This is a genomic window from Duganella radicis (genome assembly GCF_009720825.1).
GTDB classification, from domain to species: Bacteria; Pseudomonadota; Gammaproteobacteria; order Burkholderiales; family Burkholderiaceae_D; genus Rugamonas; species Rugamonas radicis.
In genome coordinates this window covers 1-911 of the sequence record NZ_WNKY01000121.1, presented here as the reverse complement: position 1 = coordinate 911, position 911 = coordinate 1, and the positions used below count along the sequence as shown (strand labels likewise).

General features: G+C 60.6%; 1 protein-coding gene. It reads right to left on the bottom strand.

Annotation, left to right across the window (positions count from 1 at the left end; all coding sequences use genetic code 11):
- Window positions 1–911, bottom strand: a 911-nt coding sequence (gene tuf / locus GM676_RS31325) for an elongation factor Tu (protein ID WP_155468467.1), incomplete at both ends; no start/stop codon positions are given.

The window sequence follows — 911 nt, the reverse complement described above, 5'->3', positions numbered from 1 at the left end:
GTACGGAAGTAGAACTGTGGACGGTAGTTGTTGAAGAACGGGGTGTGACGGCCGCCTTCATCTTTCGACAGAACGTAGATCTCGCCGGTGAAGTGGTTGTGCGGCTTGATCGAACCTGGCTTGGCCAGAACCTGACCACGCTGAACGTCTTCACGCTTGGTGCCGCGCAGCAGCAGACCAACGTTGTCGCCGGCCTGACCCTGGTCCAGCAGCTTGCGGAACATTTCCACGCCGGTGCAGGTGGTCTTCACGGTGTCGGTGATACCAACGATTTCGATCTCTTCGCCGACCTTGATGATGCCGCGCTCAACACGACCGGTCACCACGGTGCCGCGGCCCGAGATCGAGAACACGTCTTCCACTGGCATCAGGAAGGTGCCGTCCACAGCGCGCTCCGGGGTTGGGATGTAGCTGTCCAGCGCGTCGGCCAGTTGCATGATCGCCTGTTCGCCCAGCGGGCCGGTGTCGCCGTCCAGCGCCATACGTGCCGAACCTTTGACGATCGGCAGGTCGTCGCCTGGGAACTCGTACTTCGACAGCAGTTCGCGCACTTCCATTTCCACCAGTTCCAGCAGTTCGGCGTCGTCAACCAGGTCGCACTTGTTCAGGAACACGATGATGTATGGAACGCCAACCTGACGGGCCAGCAGGATGTGCTCGCGGGTCTGTGGCATTGGGCCGTCGGCGGCCGAGCAAACCAGGATCGCGCCGTCCATCTGCGCGGCACCGGTAATCATGTTCTTGATGTAGTCGGCGTGGCCTGGGCAGTCAACGTGAGCGTAGTGACGGCCGGCGGTTTCGTACTCGACGTGCGCGGTGTTGATGGTGATGCCGCGTGCTTTTTCTTCTGGAGCAGCGTCGATCTGGTCGTAAGCTTTGGCTTCGCCGCCGAATTTTTTCGACAGAACGGT